Source organism: Antarctobacter heliothermus, assembly GCF_900188425.1.
Classification (GTDB): Bacteria; Pseudomonadota; Alphaproteobacteria; order Rhodobacterales; family Rhodobacteraceae; genus Antarctobacter; species Antarctobacter heliothermus.
On sequence record NZ_FZON01000035.1, the window covers coordinates 1 to 21916 of the forward strand.

Annotated in this window: 21 protein-coding genes and 1 tRNA gene; 9 read left to right on the plus strand and 13 right to left on the minus strand. The window is 59.6% G+C overall.

The genetic code is table 11. The features are described 5' to 3' along the window. From CHB90_RS26805 to CHB90_RS16365, 4 genes are all read left to right on the plus strand, one after another. A partial coding sequence (locus tag CHB90_RS26805) for a hypothetical protein (protein ID WP_342744970.1) occupies positions 1–215 on the plus strand: 215 nt, incomplete at its 5' end. Further along, a complete protein-coding gene (locus CHB90_RS16355; RefSeq protein ID WP_089278940.1) occupies positions 212–664 on the plus strand; it encodes a DUF2924 domain-containing protein in 453 nt (150 codons plus the stop codon). The genes CHB90_RS26805 and CHB90_RS16355, both read left to right, overlap by 4 nt. Further along, positions 661–1968 (plus strand): recombinase family protein, encoded by a 1308-nt coding sequence (locus CHB90_RS16360; RefSeq protein WP_089278941.1) that lies wholly within the window; start codon positions 661–663, stop codon positions 1966–1968. Before CHB90_RS16355 ends, CHB90_RS16360 begins: the two co-directional genes overlap by 4 nt. Next, complete coding sequence (locus CHB90_RS16365; protein ID WP_089278942.1) at positions 1965–2357, plus strand: hypothetical protein; 393 nt, start codon at positions 1965–1967, stop codon at positions 2355–2357. Before CHB90_RS16360 ends, CHB90_RS16365 begins: the two co-directional genes overlap by 4 nt. Positions 2358–2533: 176 nt before the next feature. On the opposite strand, the gene CHB90_RS16370 is transcribed toward CHB90_RS16365, so the two are convergent. From CHB90_RS16370 to CHB90_RS16395, 6 genes are all read right to left on the minus strand, one after another. After that, the gene (locus CHB90_RS16370) at positions 2534–3823 is read right to left on the minus strand and encodes a 5-methylcytosine restriction system specificity protein McrC (protein WP_089278943.1); all 1290 of its coding nucleotides are present in this window, start codon (positions 3821–3823) and stop codon (positions 2534–2536) included. Between the two features lie 5 nt (positions 3824–3828). Beyond that, positions 3829–4947, minus strand: a complete 1119-nt coding sequence (locus CHB90_RS16375; RefSeq protein ID WP_089278944.1) for an AAA family ATPase — start codon at positions 4945–4947, stop codon at positions 3829–3831. Then, positions 4940–5506 (minus strand): hypothetical protein, encoded by a 567-nt coding sequence (locus tag CHB90_RS26225; RefSeq protein ID WP_141135908.1) that lies wholly within the window; start codon positions 5504–5506, stop codon positions 4940–4942. Before CHB90_RS26225 ends, CHB90_RS16375 begins: the two co-directional genes overlap by 8 nt. Then, positions 5503–7725 carry an Eco57I restriction-modification methylase domain-containing protein gene (locus tag CHB90_RS26230; protein WP_141135909.1) on the minus strand — a complete coding sequence of 741 codons (2223 nt, stop codon included), beginning with the start codon at positions 7723–7725 and terminating at the stop codon, positions 5503–5505. Before CHB90_RS26230 ends, CHB90_RS26225 begins: the two co-directional genes overlap by 4 nt. Further along, entirely contained in the window at positions 7722–8765 is a 1044-nt protein-coding gene (locus tag CHB90_RS16390) for a DNA adenine methylase (RefSeq protein WP_089278947.1), read from the minus strand. Before CHB90_RS16390 ends, CHB90_RS26230 begins: the two co-directional genes overlap by 4 nt. Positions 8766–9484: 719 nt before the next feature. Then, positions 9485–9574 (minus strand) — tRNA-Ser (locus CHB90_RS16395). A gap of 212 nt (positions 9575–9786) precedes the next feature. On the opposite strand from CHB90_RS16395, the gene CHB90_RS16400 reads away from it, so the two are divergent. Beyond that, positions 9787–10701, plus strand: coding sequence for an SPOR domain-containing protein (locus CHB90_RS16400; RefSeq protein WP_089278948.1), 915 nt, complete (start codon positions 9787–9789; stop codon positions 10699–10701). Between the two features lie 193 nt (positions 10702–10894). On the opposite strand, the gene CHB90_RS16405 is transcribed toward CHB90_RS16400, so the two are convergent. The 4 genes from CHB90_RS16405 to CHB90_RS16420 all read right to left on the minus strand — a co-directional run bounded on the left by CHB90_RS16405 (position 10895) and on the right by CHB90_RS16420 (position 15218). Then, on the minus strand, positions 10895–11884 hold the full coding sequence (locus CHB90_RS16405) for an SLAC1 anion channel family protein (protein WP_089278949.1): 990 nt from the start codon (positions 11882–11884) through the stop codon (positions 10895–10897). A 209-nt stretch (positions 11885–12093) separates the two neighbouring features. Continuing rightward, positions 12094–13191 (minus strand): redox-regulated ATPase YchF, encoded by a 1098-nt coding sequence (ychF, locus tag CHB90_RS16410; protein WP_089278950.1) that lies wholly within the window; start codon positions 13189–13191, stop codon positions 12094–12096. A gap of 143 nt (positions 13192–13334) precedes the next feature. Further along, on the minus strand, positions 13335–13709 hold the full coding sequence (locus CHB90_RS16415; RefSeq protein WP_245823273.1) for a DUF805 domain-containing protein: 375 nt from the start codon (positions 13707–13709) through the stop codon (positions 13335–13337). A 138-nt stretch (positions 13710–13847) separates the two neighbouring features. After that, positions 13848–15218 carry an MATE family efflux transporter gene (locus CHB90_RS16420; protein WP_089278951.1) on the minus strand — a complete coding sequence of 457 codons (1371 nt, stop codon included), beginning with the start codon at positions 15216–15218 and terminating at the stop codon, positions 13848–13850. A gap of 100 nt (positions 15219–15318) precedes the next feature. On the opposite strand from CHB90_RS16420, the gene CHB90_RS16425 reads away from it, so the two are divergent. Then, the gene (locus tag CHB90_RS16425; RefSeq protein ID WP_089278952.1) at positions 15319–15963 is read left to right on the plus strand and encodes a TIGR02453 family protein; all 645 of its coding nucleotides are present in this window, start codon (positions 15319–15321) and stop codon (positions 15961–15963) included. Between the two features lie 3 nt (positions 15964–15966). Here the strand turns inward: CHB90_RS16425 and ppk2 are convergent, their stop codons facing one another. Then, positions 15967–16962, minus strand: a complete 996-nt coding sequence (gene ppk2 / locus CHB90_RS16430) for a polyphosphate kinase 2 (protein ID WP_089278953.1) — start codon at positions 16960–16962, stop codon at positions 15967–15969. A 168-nt stretch (positions 16963–17130) separates the two neighbouring features. Here ppk2 and trpA point away from each other — a divergent pair, with 168 nt between their 5' ends. Beyond that, on the plus strand, positions 17131–17922 hold the full coding sequence (gene trpA, locus CHB90_RS16435; RefSeq protein WP_089278954.1) for a tryptophan synthase subunit alpha: 792 nt from the start codon (positions 17131–17133) through the stop codon (positions 17920–17922). Between the two features lie 265 nt (positions 17923–18187). Further along, positions 18188–19351 carry an alpha-hydroxy acid oxidase gene (locus CHB90_RS16440; protein ID WP_089278955.1) on the plus strand — a complete coding sequence of 388 codons (1164 nt, stop codon included), beginning with the start codon at positions 18188–18190 and terminating at the stop codon, positions 19349–19351. A gap of 96 nt (positions 19352–19447) precedes the next feature. Here the strand turns inward: CHB90_RS16440 and CHB90_RS16445 are convergent, their stop codons facing one another. After that, positions 19448–20671 carry an MFS transporter gene (locus CHB90_RS16445; protein WP_245823274.1) on the minus strand — a complete coding sequence of 408 codons (1224 nt, stop codon included), beginning with the start codon at positions 20669–20671 and terminating at the stop codon, positions 19448–19450. A gap of 98 nt (positions 20672–20769) precedes the next feature. Between CHB90_RS16445 and CHB90_RS16450 the strand changes: the two genes are divergently transcribed. After that, the gene (locus tag CHB90_RS16450) at positions 20770–21408 is read left to right on the plus strand and encodes a 50S ribosomal protein L25/general stress protein Ctc (protein ID WP_089278956.1); all 639 of its coding nucleotides are present in this window, start codon (positions 20770–20772) and stop codon (positions 21406–21408) included. A 142-nt stretch (positions 21409–21550) separates the two neighbouring features. Here the strand turns inward: CHB90_RS16450 and hmuQ are convergent, their stop codons facing one another. Beyond that, the gene (hmuQ, locus tag CHB90_RS16455) at positions 21551–21865 is read right to left on the minus strand and encodes a heme-degrading protein HmuQ (RefSeq protein WP_089278957.1); all 315 of its coding nucleotides are present in this window, start codon (positions 21863–21865) and stop codon (positions 21551–21553) included. Positions 21866–21916 lie beyond the last annotated feature (51 nt).

The following is a 21916-nucleotide window of genomic DNA, read 5'->3' on the forward strand; positions in this document are numbered from 1 at the left end:
CTGCTAAAGACATGAAACGACCCAACCCACTCCCAGCGGACCAGATGACACCGGCTGAACGCCGCGCCGAACTGTGCGGGTTGCTGGCGCTCGGGTTGGTTCGCCTGCGGATGCGGGATCAGGCGAAAGTATCTGACAATACAGGAGAAAGTTTCCTACACTATCCGGCCGACGAATGGCGTCATGCAACTCCAACTCACTGGAGAAACCCATGACCAAACAGGATCCCATTCCCGCCCGCCTGGCCGCGCTGAAGACAACGGCAACGCCAGACCTGAAGACGCAATGGCGTGAGCTGTTCGACAGCGAGCCGCCACCGTTCAATCGTCGCTACCTCGAGAGCCGCCTCGCGTACCGCATCCAGGAACTGGCCTATGGCGGCCTGAAGCCGGAAACCGTCAAACGGCTGGAAGCTCTCGGCGAACAGCTGGACGGTGGCGACCGCAAGAAGAGCCGCATCCGCGCTGACCTGAAGCCCATCGTAGGTACACGGCTGATCCGTGAATGGCAGGGCATTGAACATCTCGTCACCGTCACGTCTGACGGTTTCGACTGGCAGGGCCGACCTTACAAATCGTTGTCCGCCGTTGCCCGCGCCATCACCGGCACGCGCTGGAACGGCTGGGTGTTCTTCGGCCTGAAAAATCACAGGAGGGGCGCATGACCAAACCCATCATCAGAAAACTGCGTTGCGCCGTCTATACTCGAAAGTCATCGGAGGAAGGTCTTGAGCAAGAATTCAACAGCCTCCACGCCCAGCGGGAGTCATGTGAAGCCTACATCGCCAGCCAGCGCTCCGAGGGCTGGGTGCTGGTCCGCGACCAGTATGATGACGGTGGCGTCTCCGGTGGCACGCTGGAACGCCCCGGCCTGAAACGCCTGCTGGCGGACGTCGAGGATGGCTTGGTCGACGTGGTCGTCGTGTACAAGATAGACCGCTTGTCGCGGTCGCTGATGGATTTTTCAAAATTGGTCGAGGTGTTTGACCGGAATGGTGTGACATTCGTCTCGGTGACGCAATCGTTCAACACGACAACTTCCATGGGGCGGCTGACGCTGAACATTCTTCTGTCCTTTGCCCAATTCGAGCGCGAGGTGACGGCCGAGCGGATCCGCGACAAGGTCCGCGCCAGCCGGATGAAGGGCATGTGGATGGGCGGCGTGCCTCCATTGGGCTACGTGGTGAAAGACCGGAAACTGATCATCAAGGAGGTCGATGCCGCCAATGTCCGCTGGATCTTCGCCCGGTTCATCGAGATCGGATCGGGCACGGAGCTGGCGCGGGAACTGGCGGCGCGCGGCATCCGGACCAGCCGTGGCAACCGGATCGACAAGAAATACCTGTATCGCCTGCTGAACAACCGCGCCTACATCGGAGAAGCTGTCCACAAGGGCGACAGCTATCCTGGCGAGCATGACGGCATCATCGACCGCACGGTCTGGGACAAGGTCCATGCCATCCTGACCGAAAGCCCGCGCAAACGTGCTGCGCGCACCCGCGCGGACACGCCCGCATTGCTGAAAGGGTTGCTCTATGGCCCCGATGGCGCGGCGTTCTCTCCGACCCACACCCGCAAGAAGGGCAAGCTTTACCGCTACTATGTCAGCCAGACTGTTTTGAAACACGGTGCAGGATCATGTCCGGTCGGCCGCGTTCCCGCGGGCGGAATCGAAACCGCCGTCATCGACCAGCTCCGCGCCGTGTTCCGCCAACCCGAAATCGTAGCGGGCACATGGAAAGCTGCACGCGCACAGGACGGCGATATCACTGAGGCCGACGCCCGTGACGCACTGGCCCGACTCGATCTGCTCTGGGATGAACTCTTCCCCGCAGAGCAGGCGCGCATCGCGACACTGTTGGTCGAGCGGGTCGATATCGGCATCGATGGCCTCGATGTACGCCTGCGCATGGACGGTCTGACCGGGCTGGCGCGGGAAATGATGGCGGATCTAGGAACGGCCGCATGACCCGCGCGACGCCAGCACCGGAAACGGTGACAGTGCATGTCCCGTTTCGCCTCGTTAAGCGCGGCGGGCGCAAGGAGATGCAGATGCCGGATGGGGCATCCTGCCAACGCAAGATGGACAACACGTTGATCAAGGCGCTGGCGCGTGCTTTTCGCTGGAAAAGGATGCTGGAATCCGGCGAGTTCGCGACCATCGCCGAGTTAGCGGAGCACGAGGGGATCGCGCCGTCCTACATGACCCGCGTCATGCGGCTGACGCTACTTGCGCCGGAGACTGTCGAGGCAATCGTCGAAGGGCAGCAGCCGCCTGACGCGAAGCTGGCAGACTTTCTGGAGCCGTTTCCAGTGGAATGGGTGGCGCAGCCATGGCTTCTTGCTGATCTTAGCTGACTCTCGGGTTATGAGCCGCTTCTCCCGAGACCATCCCTCTTGATTTATTTCAACCACTTTAGTGGCAACCTCCTGATTTTGAGAAAGATCTCACCGCGAAGGCTTTCAGGGCCAGGGACTGCAGGCTCTGTTTACGACCGCCCAGCCCGCCTCGGCGGGGTGCTTCATAAAAGAAATTAAAGAGTTTTTGCAAGCGCATCAGCGAAGCGCTTCAAACCACGTCGGCCTGAAATTCCACAAACACCGAGCTCGATTGCGCGGATTTGAACGCCGTCCGCAACGGCTCCGGCAAATTCTGCGGCATACCCAACCTCATCACTTGAGGTTAAAGCCCCTTCAACTGGCCTTGGATAAACAAGAGCGACCTCAGAAATTCCCGTCGCGCGCGCAAAAGCAAGAGATTCATAGATGTCTGCATTCGAGATCGATTTGGAGGAACGATCCACATGTCCTTTATATTTGGCATCTACGATTATACGGCGGACTCCTGCCGTACCGGCTATGGACACGATAGCATCAGGAAAAACGTTCAGATCTCTGATGACACTATCTTGTGTTCTGGTTCCCAACTTGTTTGACGATTGGAGTTGGACGTTCTTGGGTGAAAAGGCATTGCGTAAAGATAATGAAATGAGTTGCTCCCAAACTTGCCATGTTTGCATAACATAGCCGGGAGCAAGTGCGTTTTTGGGATCATAAGCACCTCCCAAACCACGCAAAATATCTAGAGAAAGATCGAATGTTGGCTGCCAAGCTTTAGAGCGGCTTGGTAACCTCCGATCCTGGAGGCGCAGCGGCCTTGGCTGATGGGGTAGATGTTGTGCAAGACGCTCAAGGCGCAACCGGGTTTCAACATCGGGCACGACCGGCGCTAGTCCAGCTGCGGCGGCCCTGATGATAGCGTTGTAAGGGTTCTCGCGCGTGAACGATGTTACCGATTGTGGAAAACCTTCTTCAGATGGCACGGATAAATCTTCTGGATCGAAATCCCCTTCGAGGGCAAAATCTTCGTGGTGCAAACGTCGATAGGTGCGCAAAGGTCGGCGCTGGTTTTTCCAGTACATCTCTATAAGCGAGCGACCAATCAAGGACGCGAGATCAGAATTCGCCCGCGCAGATGATTTGAGACCTTCATTATCGAGTAGTCGGCCATGGTGGGAAAGCATGGCCAACAGAAAGAAATCCTCGCGCCAGCCGGGCGCGCTGCCAAGGAATTTCGGAGCAATCTCAAGCTCTATACCCGAGGCTAAAACAAGCAGACCCGCCACATTTTGAAATTGGAGGCGGTCGGCATTGAAAGAGAGTGGAATGCTTTCTAGCCCGAGCGTGCCTCGAACGCGGTCTCCGGCTCGGAGCAAAAGCTCGCGAGCTGTGGCAACAGAAACATTGCTACGACGCGCAATTTCTTCGTGCAGTGCGGATGGCTTGGCGTATTCGATTGCTGTGAAGCGCTGCCACGGGCGCATAACACTCAGACAGCCTTTTGTGACAAGGAAACGAACAAATCGTAGACCTTTGACGCATCCACACTCAACGGGCCGTTTATCATGGCACGGGGGGCATCGCCAAAGGATGTTTCCTCAAGGACAAATGGGTTTCCGGCAATGCCGCGGTCTGCATTCAGGATGATCGCAGTTCCGCGAACATCCCCGAAAAATGCTTCATCTATGTGGTTCTTGATTGATCCCCAAGCAATCGCAAAATGCGCAAGGGCGTCTGATACGCTTGAAAGCTTGGCGCTATTGCCCATCAGAACGCCATGACCAATCCTGAATTCCGGACCACGGCCAAGCGCAATCCTGTTATTGACGGCATCAAATGCCTGGATAGCCGCCTCTATCACTTCGCCTGCGGAGCCAGGCGTCGGCGGTAATGTGGATACGGGGCTCGAAGCGGAACCAAAATGTGCGCGCAGCACAGAGGAAGAAGGCTCTAGGTTGACCGGAGCCCACCGTCTCAGGAAAGCGACGTCAAGCGGCTCTACCGAGACGTCGGCCTGATTCATTGCTCCAAGGATATAGAGTGTAGGCGGAAACGCGTACTCGATCAGATCACCATCTACGGGATTGATAATATCAAAGAACTGCGTGGCTGGTGTTGGTTTGCCGTCAGGGGCAAGGCGCTTGTCTGCTTCGATGGCGACGATTGCTCCGCCAAATACCTGCACGGTCGGGCCTCGGTTGATTTCATCGATGATAAGCAGTGCTGCACTGTCTTTTTGCTTGGCGTATTCACTTGCCTTGTAGAGGATACCTTCGGTGATCCTGAACGATCCGGGCGCTTTGCCGCTTCGGACATCTGGCATCATGCCAGTCAGGAAATCACGATATTTGCTGGATTGGTGCAGAACACAGCGAAAGACTTTTCGGTTGGATGCCTTACCAATATTACCCGGAAGTGTGCTCGTCGGTGTCGGCGGGATGGGGACTGGTGCGTTTGGCTGGTACGTGGGCGTGCTGACATTGCCTTTGGCTTCAAAAAGACTGGCTACCTCGCTGAGCAGCATAGACTTCCCCGTGCCTGGCGGTCCCGCAAGCAATACGTTTCGGCGGGCTTCTAGCAGCGCCAGGATGTTGTTCGCATCAGCCATGGGGGTACTGCCCTTTGGTTATCAAATCGAGAAACGCAGATTTGCATCCATCTGCAAACCAATCTTGGGCAAATTTCTTGATTCTAGGGTCCCAATTCTGTGTGCGTAGGCTGGTCTCTGTTGTGAAGTAGAGGCGGATATCGCCGTTGGCTTGTTGAAACATCATGAATACAGAGCGTCCACCATTGGGATCTGTTTGTATCAAGCTATCAAGAGCAAACTCGGAAATCCGCGCGATTCTGCATTCGTTGGGGCGCGCATCGGTCGAGGGCCAGATTTCCATCATGGCGCTTTTGTCACCGGTCGGTTCCTGCCAAATCACTGTGCCGCTCAGCACTTCTATTTGAGACGCAACACCTTTTGCTTTTCGCGTTTTGAATGTCTTGTTCGGGAACATGCGCCGAAAAAATGGAAAAAACTCGGTTTCAGGCCTGAAGCGTAGATCACGAGCGCCGCCACCGCTGGCAGCGTCGTTTGACTTGGCTATGAACTTGCGCCGGTCGCCATCCTCAATATTTTGGAGAAGAACTCTCTCAATGACTTGCGAACTACTATTCACTGGGCGGCCTCATTAAGCTTTTCTTTTATACTGTCGGAAAACTCGGAGCTGACATAAGGCATGGCTCCAAGTTGGAGCGCGGATTCTACACGCTTAGCATTATACTGGTCGTCTCCACGGGTCTTTTTGAGCCAAGTTGACAGCAAAAAATCTTCGGTAATCGTGGAGGAAAGCTCGCTTGGCAGTGCGGGCTGGCCACGATCTAATAAGGGGAAGTCGCCCAGCATGAGCCGTAGATCATCATGTGAGCAACTATAGGCCCTTGCCACCAGAACATCAGCCTCGGCGCGAAGTTCAGCAATGCGCCAGAGCGTCTCCGCGTTCGAATTCCTACCTTGATCGAGCTGCTGCAATTTACGTGCAATACCAATGAGACGCTGCGCAGGAAGAGACTTGATGTCGATCTTTGGCAGACGAAGTGAGCGAAGAACGAAATAGTTCACTGTTGTTGTGACGATCCGGCGGAGCAGCCAGTCGAAGGGGATTGAATTCACAATGGCGAGCCACAGGAATATCCGTTCTTCAGATGGATCATTGGGGAAAGTGAGCGTCGGGACCTTGTTTCCACAAACAACGCCAGGTGGGATTAACGCTGCCATCATGGAGCGTTCGTTGGTTTGGCCAGTAATGTCACAAAAACCGGCGCGCATGCGCTGTGAGCGCCCCTTGGCTTGTGCAGATGCCACTCTCATGGGCAGCCAGAATTGGGGGGCAATCCGGCTCTCACCCAAAGCGAGATTGCGCCAAACAGCGCTGCGTCCTTCACCTGAGATGTAGGCCTTACAACCCAAACGGTGCGGCTGCACCATTCGGCCTTCTATGACGGGCAAGCATCCATCTTGTGGCTGCTTGACGAAGTGACGACGGCCATGGGTCATATCGATTTCGCGGCAAAATTCAGGATGCCATGGCGAATCTGCTAATGATAGAAGCGATCCATTCATCTGCATTTTCTTGAATAGTCGCCATTCTTCGGCTGAGCGCACCTCGGGAACAGTAAGATCGGAGCGCAGGCGGTTGAGGTCTTTTAAGGGTAAGCGGACTGGTGTGGCAGCCGTTACGCGTTCGTTGTCGGCGAAGGCATGACCGACCCCAATAGCCGCAAGCGGTTTACTGGATACTGAACTGCGGCGGTAATTCACAACCAGGAATTTAAATCTTGTGTCAATGGCAAAATGCCGCGCGCGGTTCTCTAATACCGTGAAGGTGAGATCATCACAGCCCTGCGCGAGTGCTCGCCTGAGTGATTCTGTATTGAGGGAGCGTATCAATCCTGCCGGAACGAGGAGTGCGCCGTGCCCACCTGCAAGCGTGAGCTTGTACAAAAGCTCGGTGAAAGCGACATACAGATCAGGTTCGCCTTTTGCCAGAACGGGGTAGCGCTCAACTAGGGAACTAGCCATAGCAGCCCTCTGGGTTTTTGCCGCATCATACCCAGCAAGAGATTGAAGACTATAACTGGTCCCGTATTCACGGGTTTGTCCGTTGGCTTTGATGTATTCGTGCCGTGTGAGTTTGACCTTTTCCCAAGGGGGGTTCGCGATCACAACATCAAAGCCGACTGGGCTTAGATCAAGCCATGAGGCGTCTGAGGCAAGTAGGCTATCCTGTGCGCGCCAATGTGCATACATGGCAAAAATAGCGTCCAGATCGTCTGTGAGAGATGCAAGTGAAAGCCGGGTGCCGCGCAAAGCCATGGGCGATAGATCAGCGGCATAAACCGAGTGCCTCAGCCATTCGCTGGCCAGAATTCTATCCGGTCCGCAAGCAACAATGGACACGGCTGTAAGCAGTATTCCAGCGCCGCAGGCTGGATCAATAACCTTGGCCCCTTCTTTGAGGTGTATCTCCACGCTCTGGGCAAGATGCAAAGCGAGGCGGAAATCCGTGTGGTATGCGCCGCTTTTGCGTTGTTCAGTATGGTCTAGCGCCTCGCGTGCAAGCGCACTTAAACATAGGGACGGATGGATGCCTGTATCATCTAAAAGCTGAACAAGGTCTCTTGCGTCATCGAGCAATTGCTCTGACGCAACCAAGGGCTTGATCCCAAATCTTGCGCAAAACCCTTCGAATGCGAAGCCACCAAGCCGAGAGGATGCTGCTTCCAGTAGTTGGAAGCGCAGCTCATCGTTATTGCCCGTGTGGCGTGCGATACATTGGGTGATGTAAGCATCAGCCTTAGCGAGGCGTTTACCTTCAACTGTACTCGATGGTTTCATGCGGCGACGCACTTTGCTTGTTTGGTCTTGTCGATGCAGAAAAGCAGCTCGCCAACATCCGAGGCGGCTTTGCTTGCTGCCTTGTTGGGGCGATAACGCCCAATATTTTGGAGTGAATGAAGGCTAACGTCTCCGATTCCTGCCAGGTTTTCAGAGAGTGTCTCAATCGGAACGTGGCCCTCAGTACTATAAGACAGGAATATTCGCTGTGCCGGAAGGCTAGAGACAAGGCGTTCAATTGCCTTGGCAGCTCTACCTTTATAGCAAAAATCAGAGGCTTTCTCGCGCCATGGTCGAATGCCACAAACACCCTCGACCTCGGGCTCATCTCCAAGGGCAATAGTTTCAAGGATGTGATAATAGGCTGCGTACTGGCGCTTTGTGTAAGGCGGATCGAGATAGACAGTATCTTCAGGCTTGCATCGTACCTTATTCACGTCCTGAGAGCCCAACGTTGCGCGTGGAGCGCTTTCGGGCAATTTAGCTGGCTCGATAACCAGAGGATCAAGCGATTGCCTTTGCCATTTAGATAAAAAGCATCCGTAGGTTCCAGCCGTATTTGCGATACGATTTGCGGCACGCATCAAATCAGCAATAAGAACTTGCTGCTCATGTAGTGTAATGACGCCTTGCTCACGCCATTGGCGAATCTGATGGCGCATGCCATCGATCTTTTGTGCATTGTCTTCGGTGAAATACATCCGCGACACTGCGCAGTGATTAGATGAAGCTGGGCTGTACTGACGCCAGATGAAGCCTTGAAGGGGCCGCGTTTCATTAAGGGCCGCAATGGCGTCACTGTAGCTGGAAAGACCCGCGAAAGGTATGTCCGCTTGTGAGCTCAGCCGCGCAAAAGACATGATGGCCGATGATGCCAAGTGGTCATTCACGTGCACCTTCCAACCTGCGCGCGAAGCGGCTTGCGCAACGGCACCAGTTCCGGCGAATGCATCCACGAACACGCCTCCATCAGGTTGGCCAACATGTTCAATGATGGCCTCCACGATGCGCGCCTTGGAGCCAATATACCGGAATGACATGTGTGCCGTTCTCCCTGCCTTGTTCAATTTTTTTGTTATCATGCCGGGCGTGAGCGGAAGTGGCATGTTTGGCGTATAATCCCCGCGACCTTCTCAGGCGTTAAGGTTTGGTGGAATGATTGCCGAAAATGGTGGCGTGGTCCTCGCGGCGTGGTTTGTAAATCGCCGCCAACATGGCACGAACAGGCGGGACGTAGCAATATCTTGTAGGCACAAGAGACAGCAGTGCTGCTTCTTGTGCAGAGTATCTGCTTGGACTCGCGCGCAGATGCGCGGGCGGCATCCCAACAGTCGTCTATTGCTCAAGCGTCGAGTGGGTCAGGAACATCCCGCCAGTCGGCAGGATGTTTCCAAGGCAGTTGTAGCGGCGAAGCGCGCCCTTTCTGGTTTCCATGAAATGGTCGTGGGGGCACCCCATCTCCGCAAGCAGGCCACACCTTAGCAATTGCCGCAAGGAGTTCCGATTTCAGGTCCATTTGACCGAACGACACTGGCGTCGAAGTGCGATATCTCCATGAAAAAAAATCCGAAGGATCAGTGCTTTACCGACTCTGCACCAAATCGGCGCAGTCAACAGGTCCGGAGAATATCGGCCTGGAGAGAACACATTTGGGCATGCTGCCCCAGGTGCCGGTTAACAGCCCCTCCGGCATAACCTTTGAATATAACGGAAAAATCCGGCCACAGCCGAATCGGGAGAAACGTTTCTCAAGGGCAAGTGGCGGAGGCTCAGGGATTCGAACCCTGGGGACGCTCTCACGCCCAACGGTTTTCAAGACCGCCGCATTCGACCACTCTGCCAAACCTCCGTCGCGAAGACCGATATCCCCCCGCGTGCGATTCTAAAAGCACTTCGCTGAAAATCCCTGCCATCTCGCATTGCAGGCTTTCCATGTGGCGCCCGACAAGGTATCTTTGTCCACAATCGGGCCGTCAGAGCCCGCATGAGGCAGTGCGCGACCGGGAAAACCCGGCGCTCGTCCGGGTTCGCCCGTGACACCACAAGGGCAAGAGGCAAGACATGAGCGGTATCTTCTTCCATCCTTCCCGGACGATTCGTCTGTCCACAGCGGGCATGGCGCTTTTACTGGCTTCCGGCTGTGCCGACGGTCAGATGCCCGGATTTCTCAAACCCAAGACCGGTGGCGAAGAGGTCGTTTCGCGCGCCAGCACCGCCGACACACGCGGGACGCCGCGCGATGTCGAGGCGCCAGAGGTCTTTGAGGCGAAAGAAGCCGGTCTTTGGGATGGACGCCCCTCGCTGGGCGGTGTCTGGGTCGCGCATCCTGATGCCAAGGACCCCGAACGCGTCATTGTCCGCAACCAGCAGAACGGCAAGTTCGTGATCGGTGCGCTGTTCCGCAAGGAACGCGAGACCCCGGGGCCGCGCCTGCAAGTCTCATCCGATGCCGCTGCCGCGCTTGGCCTTCTGGCCGGTCAACCGACCAATCTGGACGTTGTGGCCCTGCGCCGCGAGGAAGCCCCCGAACCCGAGACGGCAGATCCTCTGGCAGATACTGCGGCACTGGCGCCCGGAGCCATGCCCCCTGCCCCGGACGTAAGCGCGACAGCACTTGATCCCGTTCTCGGCGGCGCTGCCGCGGTGATCGACGGAACCACGCCAACGCCGCCCAAAGTCGGCCCCGAGGCCGCCATCAAGCGCGCCGCTGCCCCGGCAAAGCCTGTCGCGGACCCGTCGAAACTGGGCAAGCCCTATATCCAGATTGGCATTTTCAGCGTCGAACAGAACGCCAAGAACACCGCAACCTCGATGCGGCAGGCTGGTATGGTGCCGACGATCAAGACCCACTCGTCGAAGGGCAAGACCTTCTGGCGTGTCGTTGTCGGCCCGGCCCAATCCAAGACAGAAATGGCGACCCTGCTGAAAACCATCAAGGGCAATGGCTTTACTGACGCCTACGCCGTGACGGATTAAATCCCCTCGCCCGCTCAGGGCACGATCCCAAGAACAGTCGCCCTTGCGGCTGCACGGCACCTCTGCCGCTGTTGTCCAGCCACTTTGGATCGGCGGGAAAATCAACTTGCCACTTCCGTCCCCGCAAGGCGCGGTATCAGGCGGCGCGCCTATCGTCTGCCCCCCCCGGATGCGCCACCACTGCGTGCCCTGTTCACTCTGGTCTACAGATCTCTCCGCGTACCATGCCGGTCAGCGTCCGCGCGACCAAGCCCGAGATGATCCCGATCAGCAGGACCAACAGCGCAACACCCAGCGCGCCGTGACCGTCTGACCCGGCGATGCCCGCGAACCGAAAGCAGGAAATCGTCAAAGCGGCGACTGGAAAGCTCAGCGCCCACCAGGACAATGCAAACGCCCCGCGCAAGGTTTGGGCCAGTTGCGCAGCGGCCAGGGCCCCGAAAACCAAGGCGGCATAAAACAGCACCCGCGCACCAGCGTCCAGCACGCCGCCATTCAGCAGCAGCAAAGACAGAAAACCGACCGCAGGCGGGGCAATCAGGATGGCCAGCGTCGGTTGCAGCTTGGTCGGCATCGGCGGCTCTGCGATCAGGCGCAGCAGCAGGATCGGCAAGAGTGCGAGCCAAAAGACAAGGCCAGCCGCAAGAAAGAGCCACGACACTTCGACAAATCCCAGCGGCACACCCGCAATCGGCACCACGACATTGCCGACCGCCGGTATGAACCAAGCCGGATTGACCTGCGCCAACCCAAATCCGCGCGGCCCGATCCAGGCCGAGATCACCGCCAGCGTCAGCGCCGCCTGCCCGGCCGCACCCACCGCCCAAAGCGGCGCCGCCACCAGCGGGGCCTCAAAGCGAAGCGCGGCTGCCACCAGCAAGAAAGAGATCGGGATGGCCGGAAAGAAGTTGAGCTTGACCGGGTGCCGCCATTCTGCGGCAATGGCCTGCGGGAACCGGAGCAGCTTCCAGAGGTAGAACAGCGTCACCGCCACCAGATCGACCACCGCCAGGGCCAGACCGAACCGGGCAAAGACCGGCCCCCATCCAAGGTATGTGCCACCGGCGTGCAGGGCCAGCGCCAGCCCTGCCAACCCCATGACGCTGGCAAACAGGGTGATCGGGAAATGCTCCAGACGGTCCTCGGGCGGTGCCAAAGGGGCATGGGTTGTTTGGTCTGTCATCAGAACCTCCGAAATTACATCTTTCTATTGGAATGTATTCCGGCGAGTTGCGTTGACTTGGATCAAGCACCGCTGCGGGCGGTCCGCGCAGTTGGAAGCAACGTCGGCAACCAGGCTATTGCGGCGCACGCGCACGCCCTTGTTGCCGAACTGAACAGCCAGGCCGGGGGTGTGCGATATGCGGTCCAGCGCAAGCCGGACCGCATAGATCAGGTGTTGAAGAGGAAATGCAGGACGTCGCCGTCCTTGACCACATAGCTCTTGCCCTCGGCGCGCATCTTGCCCGCATCCTTGGCGCCCGTCTCACCGTTGCAGGTGACGTAGTCACTAAAGGCAATCGTTTCGGCACGGATAAAGCCGCGTTCGAAATCGCCGTGGATCACCCCTGCCGCCTGCGGTGCGTTCGTGCCCTCAAGGATTGTCCAAGCGCGGGCCTCTTTGGGGCCGACGGTAAAATAGGTCTGCAGGCCCAACAGTTCGTAGCCCGCCTTGATCAGACGATCCAGACCCGCCTCTTCCAACCCCAGTTCGGAAAGGAATTCGGTCGCCTCTTCGGCGTCCAGCTGGCTGATCTCTTCCTCGATCTTGGCGCTGATCACGACGTGGGCGTTGCCCTGCGCGGCGGCCATCTCCCCCACCTTGCGCGACAGGTCGTTGCCCTCGGCGGCGTCGCCTTCATCGACGTTGCAGACATACAGCACCGGCTTGGAGGTCAGCAGTTGCAGCATCCGCCACGCCTTGAGGTCGTCCTCATCCACCTCGACGACGCGCGCGGGCTTGCCCTCTTCAAGGGCCGTCAGGGCCAGCTTCATCAGGCGCTCCTGTTGGACCGCCTCCTTGTCTCCGCCACGCACCTTGCGCACGATGTTCTGCAACCGCTTTTCCAGCGATTCCATGTCGGCGATGATCAGCTCTGTCTCGATGGTGTCCGCATCGGAAACCGGGTCCACCCGTCCGTCCACATGGGTCACGTCCTCATCCTCGAAACAGCGCACCACATGGGCGATGGCATCGACCTCACGGATGTTGGCCAGAAACTGGTTGCCCAGCCCCTCGCCCTTGGAGGCGCCTTTGACCAGACCGGCAATGTCGACAAAGGTGATCCGTGTCGGGATGGTCTGCTTGGATTGTGCAATCCCGGCCAATTGATCCAGCCGAGGATCGGGGACGGCCACGTCGCCCACGTTCGGCTCGATTGTGCAGAACGGAAAGTTTGCCGCCTGCGCCGCAGCGGTTCTGGTCAGCGCGTTGAACAACGTCGACTTGCCCACGTTCGGCAGCCCCACGATTCCCATCCGAAAGCCCATGCGACACCCTCCATATTGCGTGACGCGCCGCTTCTAGTTGGGGGATGGCAGCGGCGCAAGGCGCGACACACCCTGCAAACGCAAAACCCCCCTCTTCCGGCAAGGAAGAGGGGGGGCTGCATCCGTCAAGACCGAAGATCAGATCAGCCGAAGCGGTTCGGGCCCGGTGTCGGCTTCTGTACAAAGAAATACAGCAGGATCAGCGCGCCGATGATCGGGATCAGACCGATCAGCAGGAACCAACCTGACTTGTCGATGTCATGCAGGCGACGAATGCCGATGGCTATGCCCGGAACCAGCGTGGCTAGCGAAAAGATGCTGGCGAACAGCGGCAAACCGATCATTCCGTCAACTACCGACAAAACAACCGAGATGAGGATGATGGCAAGGAAGGCCCACCAGTATTCACCGCGGTTGGAACGGCCCTCGAAGTTGATGTAGTTCGCGAAAAATAGCTTGAATGCCTCGACCATGCCGACTTGGCGGGTGTATCCGCCCGCGTCCGTGGTGTGTGCCATATGGGTGTCTCCTGAAAACTGTCCTGTGATCCATGAGTGGTCAGGCCGCGTTCCCAGCCCGATGGACATACTTAATCACTGGTCCTGTGCGCGCTCAATGGCGGAATACCTCCAGTCGCCGATTGCAGGTCGAAGTTGTCAGCCAAGTGTCATTTGCCGCGCAACGATTGTCGCGCTGCGCCGCCAGAACCTCTGCATCAAGAGAACCGCCGCTACGGCAAGACCCAGCACAAGGCCCAGCCAGACCCCCTCGCCGCCCCAGCCAAGATGGATGCCGAACAGCCAGGCGCAGGGCATCCCGACGCCCCAATAGGCAACGCCCGCCACGATCATCGGCACGCGGGTGTCCTGCAATCCGCGCAGCAGACCCAGATGGATGACCTGCGCGGCGTCGACAACCTGGAACAATGCCGCCATCGCCAACAGGCCGCGTCCCGTCTCGATGATCGCATCGCGGTCCGGATCCGTCGGATCAATAAAGAACCCCATCAACGCCACGGGAAAGATCAGGAAAATCGCCACCGTTGCAACAACAGCAATCGCCCCCAGCAAGATGACCACCTCTGCCCCGCGCAGCAGGTTGGGCGTATCGCCACGGCCCAGTGCCGCGCCGGCCCGCACGGTCGCCGCATTGGACAGTCCGATCTGCACCATAAAGGCCCCCGTGGCGATCTGGATCGCCACCCCGTGCGCGGCCAGCGGGATCGTGCCCAGCCAGCCCATCAGAACCGCCGAGGCGGCAAACAGCGCCACCTCCGCCAGCGTGGTCAGGCCGATGGGCCAGCCCAGCTGGAACACCCGCCCGAACATGTCCCAGTCCGGTTTCCAGAACCGCACGAACAGCTCATGTTCCGGCAGGATGCGCAGGGCGTAGACAACGATCAGCGCCATGGAGACCAGTTGCACCGTGACAGAGGCCACCGCCGCCCCTGCAATCCCCATTTCGGGGGCGCCCCAGTTGCCAAAGATCAGCATGTAGTTGACCAGCGCGTTGGCCCCTGCCGCGACAATGGTGATCCACAACACGACGCGGGTATGCTCCAGCCCGGCAAGATAGCTTTTCATCACCATGACGCCCAGCGCGGGCAACATGCCAAAGGCGAGTATTCGCAGATAGTCCTGCGCCATCTGAGCAATCGTCTCTGTCTGACCGATGGCCGTCAGTATCGCACCAGAGAACCACATCAGCGGCAGGACCAGCACGGCGTAGATGATCGACAGCCATAGCGCCATGCGCGTGGCCCGGCGCACCAGAACCTCATCGTTCAGCGCGGCATAGCGCGCAACCATGGGCATGATCGCCCAGGCAAACCCCGAGCCAAACAGGAACAGCGTGAAAAAGAACGACCCCGCCAGTGTCAGTGCGGCCAGTTCCGGCACTCCGTACCATCCCATCATGATGGTGTCGGTCAGGCCGATGGCAAACTGCGCCAGATGCCCGCCGATCAACGGCAGGCCCAGGCGCAGAATGGACCGCGTATGGGTTGAATGGCTGTCTGGGCGGGTCATGGCCAGCCCTTACGCATCGGACCTGTTCGTGGCAAGGGCCAGGTGCACCATGCGCAATCCTGTGCTACGTTGGGTCTACCCTCCAGCATGGAGCCGTTTCATGGCCGAACCTGTCGATCTCAACCGGCTCTTGCCGGACGCTCGTGCATTCCTGACCGAACTGGCCGAAAACAATGAGCGCGACTGGTTCAAGACCAACAAGTCGCGCTACGACAGTGAACTGAAGCGGCCATCGGAAAAGCTTTTGACGCAAATCGCCAACTGGATGCAGGAGGCGCAGGGCATGACCCCGCGCACCAAACTGTTCCGCCCGCACCGCGATGTGCGCTTTGCCGAGGACAAGACCCCCTATCACATCCATCTGCACATGATGTGGTCGCTGCCCGACGGGCGGGCGTGGATGCTGGGCCTGTCCCCCGACTACGCAACTCTGGGCGCGGGCGTCATGGGGTTCGAGTCCGCGCAACTGGACCGCTGGCGCGTGGCCGTGGACTCGGACCAGGGCCGCACACTTGCGGATATGATCGCCGCCACAGGATGGCGGGTGGACCCGCCTGCCCTGCAACGGGTGCCGCCCCCCTACCCGGCGGACCACCCGCGTGAGGCGCTTTTGCGGTACAAGGGGTTTGTCGCATGGCGGGATGGTCTGGACGATGGGCTGACCCAGAACCCTGAGGAAACCCTTCGGCAGGCCATCACCGATTTCGCGCCGCTCACGGACTGGTTGGGCGACGAGGTCGCCTGACACTCAGACCCGCCGCGTGTCGGGATGCAGCGCCTTGCCCAGGATGTGATCCGACCGATGGATCACATGCCCCGCCCCGCCGACGATCAGTGGATCGGGCGCGCGCGCGATCTTGGGGTCCTTGTCCGGGTAATCCAGCGTCGACAGAAAGTGCCGCATACAGTTCAGGCGGGCGCGTTTCTTGTCGTCGGATTTGATCACTGTCCAGGGCGCATCGGCGGTATCGGTGTAAAAGAACATCGCCTCCTTGGCCTCTGTGTAGTCTTCCCACTTGTTCAGGCTGGCAAGGTCGATGGGCGACAGTTTCCACTGTTTCAGCGGGTCAGTCTCACGGCTGGCAAAGCGCGCGCGCTGCTCGTCCTGTGTGACCGAGAACCAATATTTGTACAGATGGATACCAGACCGCGCGAGCATCCGTTCGAAATCGGGGGTCTGGCGCATGAACTCAAGGTAATCGGTGGGCTCACAGAACCCCATCACCCGTTCGACCCCCGCGCGGTTGTACCACGACCGGTCATACAGCACGATTTCACCGCTGGTCGGCAGATGCTGGATGTAGCGCTGGAAATACCATTGGCCGCGCTCTTCATCGGTGGGTTTGTTCAAGGCCACCACGCGGGCCGTCCGGGGGTTGAGGTGTTCGGTAAAGCGTTTGATCGTGCCGCCCTTGCCGGCGGCGTCGCGCCCCTCGAACAGCAGAACGAATTTCTGCCCTGTCTCCTGCGCCCAGTGCTGGACCTTCAGCAATTCGGCCTGCAGCCGCGCCTTTTCGCGTTCATACGCGCGGCGCGACACTTTGGTGTCATAGGGGTATTCGCCGGTCTCAAACGCGCGGCGGATCTCATCCGGTGACGGGTGGCGCCGATCAACCGGGGCACGAGCGGCCACTGGCGGATTGGCAGGCGCGCTTTCGGGTGTCGGCACCGCTGCCGCATGGGCGACCGGGTCGGCAGAACTTACTGGATCAAAGGCGACGGGGGCGGAATTTTCTGACGGCATTGGGCTTCCTTTTGTCTCTCCCGTTCATTTTCGCAGATCCGCGCCACCCCCGCCTTGCGGTACGTCAAGAAACCGTCACAAACCCCACATCTTTTGTGCCGGTCGCGCCCGCCATTGCTTTTCCCGCGCGCATCCGGCAAGACGCGAAAGCCTTGCAGGGAGTGAGCCATGACACGCATCGAATCCACCTTCGCCCGGTTGCAAGCCGAGGGACGGAAAGCCTTTGTCTCCTACATCATGGCCGGGGATCCCGATGTGGACACCTCTCTGGCGGTAATGAAGGGTCTTCCCGGCGCGGGCGTGGACGTGATCGAACTGGGCCTGCCCTTTACCGATCCCATGGCCGACGGCGAGACTATCCAGCTGGCCGGACAGCGCGCGCTTGAGGGCGGCATGACGCTGGACCGCACCCTGCAAATGGTCCGCGATTTCCGCAAGGACGACAACGACACGCCGATCGTTTTGATGGGCTACTACAACCCGATCTATTCGCGCGGCGTGGACACCTTTCTGGCGCAGGCGAACGAGGCCGGCATCGACGGGCTGATCATTGTCGATCTGCCGCCCGAAGAGGATGAGGAACTGTGCATCCCCGCGCAGGCCGCCGGGCTGAATTTTATCCGCCTCGCCACGCCGACCACGGATGACAAGCGGCTGCCCAAGGTGCTGCAAAACACGTCCGGGTTTGTCTATTACGTCTCGATCACCGGGATCACGGGAGCTGCGGCAGCACAGGCCGCCGATGTCGCCCCCGAAGTGGCCCGGATCAAGGCCAAGACCGATCTGCCGGTGATCGTAGGCTTTGGCATCCGCACGCCGGACACCAGCCGCGCCATTGCCTCTGTTGCCGATGGCTGTGTTGTAGGGTCGGCCATCGTGTCCGAAATTGCGGCGGGCAAGCCGGTCGAGGACATCCTGTCGTTTGTCGCCAGTCTGGCGGAAGGCGCGCATTCTGCCTGATCACCCGAAGGTCGGCGTGGTTTCGCGCTGACACGACTTGCGGGGTGCCGGTCCGCAGGACCGGCGCCAAGTGTCGGGCGGCAGCAGCCGCCTGGTCCGGCAACTTTGGCTGATTTTCCCAAAACACGGGCCGTCACGGCCTCCGCGCCTTGACCTTGGCGGCGTTGCAGTAGCGCATTGGGGACACCTGTCCCAAGAGTCGCATTGCCAGAAAACCGTTACATTGGTAATCGCACCTTACCAATTTCAATGAAAGCGCCGTGTCATGCCCGTGATTACCGAAATCGAGGACCTCAAACGCCTCTACCGCCGCCGCGTCCCCAAGATGTTCTTTGACTACTGCGAATCCGGCAGCTGGACGGAACAGACCTTTCGGGAAAACTCTTCCGACTTCGACGACATCTATCTTCGGCAACGGGTGGCCATCGACATGGCGGGCCGGTCGACGAAGTCTCAGATCATCGGACAGGACGCGGCGATGCCCGTCGCGCTTGCGCCGGTGGGCCTGACCGGGATGCAGCACGCCGACGGCGAAATTCTGGCCGCCCGCGCCGCCGAGAAATTCGGCGTGCCCTTCTGCCTGTCCACCATGTCGATCTGCTCGATCGAGGATGTGGCCGAAAACACCAGCAATCCGTTCTGGCTGCAGGTCTACACGCTCAAGGACGATGCGTTCATGCAGAACCTCTTTGACCGGGCCAAGGCGGCAAACTGTTCGGCTGCGGTGATCACCGTCGACCTGCAATTGCTGGGGCAACGGCACAAGGATCTCAAGAACGGCCTGTCCGCCCCGCCCAAGCTGACGCCGAAATCGGTCGCCAACATGATGACCAAGGTTGGTTGGGGTCTGGGGATGCTGCAGACCAAGCGGCGGTTCTTTGGCAATATCGTCGGTCACGCAAGCGGCGTCACCGATCCGTCCTCGTTGGCGACATGGACCGCCGAGAGCTTTGACCAGTCGCTGAACTGGGACCGCATCCGGCAGTTCCGCAAGATGTGGGACGGGCCGCTGATCATCAAGGGGATCATGGACCCGCGCGATGCGCTGGAGGCCTGCAATGTCGGTGCGGATGCCATTGTCGTGTCCAACCACGGCGGGCGGCAATTGGACGGGGCGCTGTCCTCGATCCGCGCGCTGGAGCCGATTGTGGACGCCGTGGGCGACAAGATCGAGGTCCACATGGACAGCGGCGTGCGGTCCGGGCAGGACGTGCTCAAGGCGCGGGCGCTTGGCGCCAAGGCGGCCTGGATCGGGCGGGCCTTTGTCTACGGATTGGGCGCGCGCGGCGAACAGGGTGTGACTGAGGCGTTGCAGGTGATCCACAAAGAGCTGGACCACTCCATGGCGCTGTGCGGGCATACGGATATCAACACCGTAGACCGTGACATCCTGATGGTGCCCAAAGGCTTTGCCGGCGACTGGAGCTAAGGCAGAACCGGCCCGGCTCAACGCCGGGCCAGAAACATGTTAACCTGTTGTTAACAAAACGAATGTTTCGCGCGCGAAACACTCTGGGCGCGCGCATCACTCTGCTGGGCGCGCCTCACGTCCCTCAAACCGCATCGCCAGCGGCACCAGAACCAGCGGGATCACCAGCATCAGACCGCCCACCATGCTGAAAGAGGCGGCCAGGCCAAAGGCTTCGGACAGGCCGCCCATCAGCGGCGGTCCGATGAAAAAGCCGGCATAGCCCAGGACCGCCACCCGGCTGATGGCCAGCGCCTTGTACTCGGATGCGACCAACCGACCGCACCAGGAAAAGGCCATCGGTGCGACCACGGAGACGCCGAACCCCAGAATGGCAAAGCCCAGATAGGCCACCGGCAGGTTGGGCGCCCAGGCGGCACAGACAGCGCCCACCGCCGTCAGCAGCGCCGCCAGCCGGATCACAGACGCCTCTGACACCCGCTGCGCCACCACCTGACCACCAAACCGCCCGACCGCCATGGTCAGCCCCAGGATCGCAGGCCCCAGCGCGCCCATGGCCGCCCCTGCGCCCAACCCCCGTTCGAGATGCAGCGCTGACCAGCCCTCTGTCCCCTGCTCTGCCATAAAGCCCAGCAGCACGATCACCCCCAGCGGCCCCAGCAAGGCCCAGGACAATGGCGCCGACTCGGGCGCATTGGCGGCACGCGGGGTTTCGCGCACCGGGGCGCGGGCCATCTGGACACAAAGCGCCAGAACCGGCAGCGCCAGCGCCGAAAACACCGCCAAGGGCGACCAGCCCGCCTCTCGGGCCAGCCCGGTCGAAAGGGCGGCGACCGCGTAAGACAACGAATACAGCCCGTGGTTGAGGTTCATCAGCGACCGCCGCGACTGGCCCTCAAGCAGGGAAAGCCGCGCGTTCATCGACACGTCCAGCGTGCCAGAGGCCATCGCCCCCGCCATCATCGCCAGGGCAAACCCCGCACCTGTTCCCGACAGGCCCGGCAAGAGAAAGGCCGCCGCCATGACGACACCCAGCACTGGCAGATCCACGGTCCCCAACCGCCGCTGCACCCAGGGCGCCAGCCACATTGCCATGACCGCCCCGGTGGCTGACACCAGCATGGCCAGCCCGAACCCGCCATCCGACAAGCCCACCTGCGGCTTCAGGTCCGGCACCAAAGCCGCAAATGCGCCCCAATACAGGCCCACGGCAACAAAGGCTGCCGCCGGGCCACGGCTGATGTACAAGTCTCTCAACATGCCTTGCGGGTGCCATGCCGCGCCCGCCTCGTCCAGCGCGAAACCGACCCCGCGTGGCATGAAACCGCTTGCCTTGCGGGGCGATCCGGTTTACCGGCACGGCTTCACGCGGGGTGACAGCCTTGGAGGCACCCTGCACTTATAGATGGAGAATTAATATGGCTGGTGAGATTCCTGATCTCGAAGCTCTGGAACGGACGGGGACAGGCAAGGGCGCCGCTCGTCAGGCACGTCGCGACGGCATGGTTCCGGGGATCGTTTTTGGTGGCGAGAAAGACCCGCTGCCGATCAACCTTCCGTTCAACAAGCTGTTCCACCGGCTGAAGGCCGGACGGTTCAAGTCGACCCTGTTCAACCTGAAGGTCGATGGACATGAGGACGTGCGCGTCATCTGCCGCGACGTGCAGCGTGACGTGGTCAAGGACCTGCCGACGCATGTCGATTTCATGCGCCTGCGCCGCACCTCGAAGATCAACCTCTTCATCCCGGTCGAGTTCATCGGCGAAGAAGAGACCCCCGGCCTGAAGCGCGGCGGCATGCTGACTGTTGTGCGCCCCGAGATCGAACTGATCGTGACCGCCGGCGACATCCCCGAGAAGGTCACCATTGACCTGACCGGCATGGAAATCGGCGACATCGTCCACATCTCGGACGTGACCCTGCCCGAGGGTTCCAAGCCGACGATCGACCGCGACTTTGTCATTTGCAACATCTCTGCTCCGTCGGGTCTGACGGCGGCAGGCGATGAAGATGACGCCGACGCCGAAGAAGTCGAGACCGAGGCCGCAGAGGACTGAGATCCTTTGCAGCGTGAATTCGGAAAACCCCCGCCACTGCGCGGGGTTTTTTTTGTTGCGTACAAGGGGGCGCTGCCCCCTCGGCCTGCGGCCTCACCCCCGGGATATTTTGGGCCAGAAGAAGCCGCGACGTGCGCAAGACTCAGGCGGTGAGAACCTGGACCGCCTGAAAGATTTCGAGCTCTGGCGGATCCAGATACATGTGGTTAGAGCTTTTGGCCCCGGAATGCGCGGCCCGAAATGACGCCGACTTTGTCCAGTTGGCAAAGCTTTGCTCGTCTTTCCAGACCGTATGCGAGGCATACAAAACGTGGTCGGCACGCTCTGGCCCCTTCATCAGCGCAAAGCTGACAAAGCCCGGGACGGTTTTCAGATGGCTGTCGCGGCGCGTCCAGATGTCCTCGAACGCCTGCGTCTGTGACGTGACGACCTTGAAGCGGTTCATGGTCAGGTACATCCTGCTCTCCCGTTGTGATCTCTACCCGCTCTGGCCTACATAGGGCGCAGT